Source organism: Mesorhizobium sp. M2A.F.Ca.ET.039.01.1.1, from assembly GCF_003998035.1.
In the GTDB taxonomy this organism is placed as follows: domain Bacteria; phylum Pseudomonadota; class Alphaproteobacteria; order Rhizobiales; family Rhizobiaceae; genus Mesorhizobium.
Map to the genome: position 1 here is coordinate 1 of NZ_RZRY01000745.1, position 2,848 is coordinate 2,848.

General features: G+C 64.3%; 2 protein-coding genes and 1 pseudogene. All 3 read right to left on the bottom strand.

Annotation, left to right across the window (positions count from 1 at the left end; genetic code table 11):
• Nucleotides 1–722: pseudogene (locus EOA24_RS32945) on the bottom strand (ABC transporter permease); the annotation flags it as partial.
• The gene (locus EOA24_RS32950; protein WP_127250673.1) at nt 719–1,597 is read right to left on the bottom strand and encodes an ABC transporter permease; all 879 of its coding nucleotides are present in this window, start codon (nt 1,595–1,597) and stop codon (nt 719–721) included. The pseudogene EOA24_RS32945 and the gene EOA24_RS32950, both read right to left, overlap by 4 nt.
• A gap of 352 nt (nt 1,598–1,949) precedes the next feature.
• Entirely contained in the window at nt 1,950–2,741 is a 792-nt protein-coding gene (locus EOA24_RS32960) for an ABC transporter ATP-binding protein (protein WP_126081957.1), read from the bottom strand.
• Between the last annotated feature and the right edge of the window lie 107 nt (nt 2,742–2,848).

A 2,848-nucleotide genomic window follows, 5' to 3' on the forward strand; every position in this document is an offset into this window, starting at 1 on the left:
ACCATGATCGGCGCCACGCCGATGATCGGCAGCGCCGAGACCATATTGCCGATCGGCAGCAGCCCGCGCCTTAGGAACGGCACGCGGTCGGCGAGGATCGCGATGGCGAAGCCGGCGAGGTTGCCAACGACATAACCGATCAGCACCGCCTTGAAGATCGTCTGCCGCACATCCGAGCCCAGGATCGGCAGCGAGTTGGCGATGCGTGCGCCGATGGCGCTTGGCGGCGGCAACAGGATGAAGGGGATGCCTGCGCCGCGCGTCACCGCTTCCCAGATAATCAGGATCCACGCGCCGAAGATCGCCGGGATGATCAGGCGCAAGGCGTTCCTCGCGACGCTTTGGTTGGGACGCAACGAAGACAACAGCGCAACGCAACGCCAGGCGAGCAGCCAGGCGGCGGCAAGCAGCAGGAAATACGGCGCCAGCGCCGTGCCCTCGAAACCGGCTATGCCCTTGATCAGCAGCCAGGCTGCGGCATGGGCGCCGACGAACAACACGATCGCCTCAAAGATCGGGGTGAGCTTGACCATCGAGACAAGCGCCGCAAGGAGCAGCAGCCCGATGATCAACCCCTTTGCGCCCATATAGGGATAGGCAACGGTTGCGGTCGGATCCGCCAGCGCGGCTGCCTCCGGCTTCGTCATCGCGCCAAGCGCAAAGGCGGTGAGGCAAAGCAGGATTGCCAGCACTGATTGCCAGGATGGCTTCAGCCAAGTCATGCCGGCCTCCCGCCCATGGCGCGGTCGACGAGGCGCCCGGCAATGCCGACCACCATCACCAGCAGCGCCGCGACGATGGAGCCTGCGACCAGGGCCGACCAGATATCGATGGTCTGGCTGTAATAGGCGCCCGCGAGCAGCTTGGCGCCGATGCCGGCGACGGCGCCCGTCGGCAACTCGCCGACGATGGCGCCGACCAGGCTCGCCGCCACCGCCACCTTCATCGAGGTGAACAGGAACGGCACCGAGGCCGGCACGCGCAGTTTCCAGAAGGTCTGCGACGCACTGGCATTGTACGTATGCATCAAATCGAGATGCATGAGCTCGGGCGAGCGCAGGCCTTTCACCATGCCGACCGCGACCGGAAAGAACGACAGATAGGTCGAGATCAGCGCCTTGGGGATCAGTCCGGTGATGCCGATCGCCGCCAGCACCACGATGATCATCGGCGCCACCGCCAGGATCGGAATGGTCTGCGAGGCGATGATCCACGGCATCAGGCTGCGGTCGAATGTCGCCACATGCACGATGCCCACGGCAATGAGGATGCCGAGCGCGGTGCCGAAGGCGAAGCCGAGCAGCGTCGAGGACAATGTCACCCAGGCGTTGTAGACGAGGCTGCGGTTCGAGGTGACGGACCGCAGAAAAGTGTTCTCAAAGAAATTCACCGCCACCTGGTGCGGCGCCGGCAGCGTCGGCTTCGGCTGCGACAGCGTTTTGCCGATGAACTCGACCGTGCCGGGCGTCTCATTGCCTCGTTGATCGAGATCGCGCTGGAACGGCGCGTTGAGGATGACGGCAAAGACGTACCAGAGCACCACCACGCCGGCGAGGATGGTGGTGACGGGGATGATTTTCGAGCGGAAGCTATCCATCTAGCGCCGCCCTTCTCCTCTCCCCTGCGGGGAGAGGGTGGCCTGAGCGAAGCGAAGGCAGGGCAGCTTGAACTGGGGTGCCGTGGCGCACCCGCTCTTCGTCATCCTAGGGCGGAGCAAGGAGCGAAGCGACGCAGCGCAGACCCTAGGATCCATGCCGTTACTTCGACGCTCCGCATCGGTCCAGAATAAGACTCCCTGCGTTCTGCGGCGGTTAGCGACCATTCTGCACCGTTTGGACCCTTCGGCCGACGTCACGGCATGGATCCTAGGGTCTGCGCTCCGCTTCGCGTCGCTCCGCCCTAGGATGACGAAGGCGTGGCGGCGGCGTCCGCACTCATTCGCCCTCCCGTCAATCATCATAGCTGTGCCCAGCCCTCAACCCATCCCGCACGCGCGCTGCGATCGCCAGGAATTCCGGCGTCTCGCGGATGTCGAGCGGCCGCTCCTTCGGCAGCGTCGATTCGATGATGTCGGTGACGCGGCCTGGCCGCGGCGACATCACCACGATGCGTGTCGACAGATACACCGCCTCGGGGATCGAATGGGTGACGAAGCAGATCGTCTTGTTGGTCCGCGCCCAGAGGTCGAGAAGCTGCTCGTTCAGATGATCGCGCACGATCTCGTCCAGCGCGCCGAACGGCTCGTCCATCAACAAAAGGTCCGCGTCGAAGGCGAGAGCGCGCGCGATCGAGGCGCGCTGCTGCATGCCGCCGGAAAGCTGCCAGGGATATTTCTTCTCGAAGCCAGAAAGATTGACCAGCGCCAGCGTACGCTTGATGCGCTCCGCCTGCTCGGCTTGGGAGAGGCCGATGATCTCCAGCGGCAATCCCACATTGCGCTCGATGGTGCGCCACGGGAACAGGGCCGCCGCCTGGAAGACATAGCCGTAGGCGCGCTTCTCGCGCGCCTGCTCAGGCGTCATGCCGTTGACGGAGATCGTTCCGGATGTCGCCCTTTCCAGATCGGCGATGACGCGCAGCAAGGTTGTCTTGCCGCAACCGGACGGGCCGATGAAGGAAACGAACTCGCCCTTGCCAATGGTCAGATCGACATTGGACAGCGCCTGCACCGGACCGTCATTGGTCTGGAAGGTGAGGCCGAGCTTGCTTGCCGAAACGACGGCTGGCGGCTGTTCGCTCATTGGCTGCAGCCTGCCTTTCGCAGCCGCTGCCGCGCCGTCCGCAATCCGGTTGATTTTATGATAGCGTTGCTTTCCACTCGTCCTGTCCCACCCGATCGACGCTGCCC

What these genes read in the sequence shown, in the direction of transcription:
- EOA24_RS32950 (WP_127250673.1), bottom strand. Translation starts at nt 1,597, where the DNA reads ATGGATAGCTTCCGCTCGAAAATCATCCCCGTCACCACCATCCTCGCC.
- EOA24_RS32960 (WP_126081957.1), bottom strand. Translation starts at nt 2,741, where the DNA reads ATGAGCGAACAGCCGCCAGCCGTCGTTTCGGCAAGCAAGCTCGGCCTC.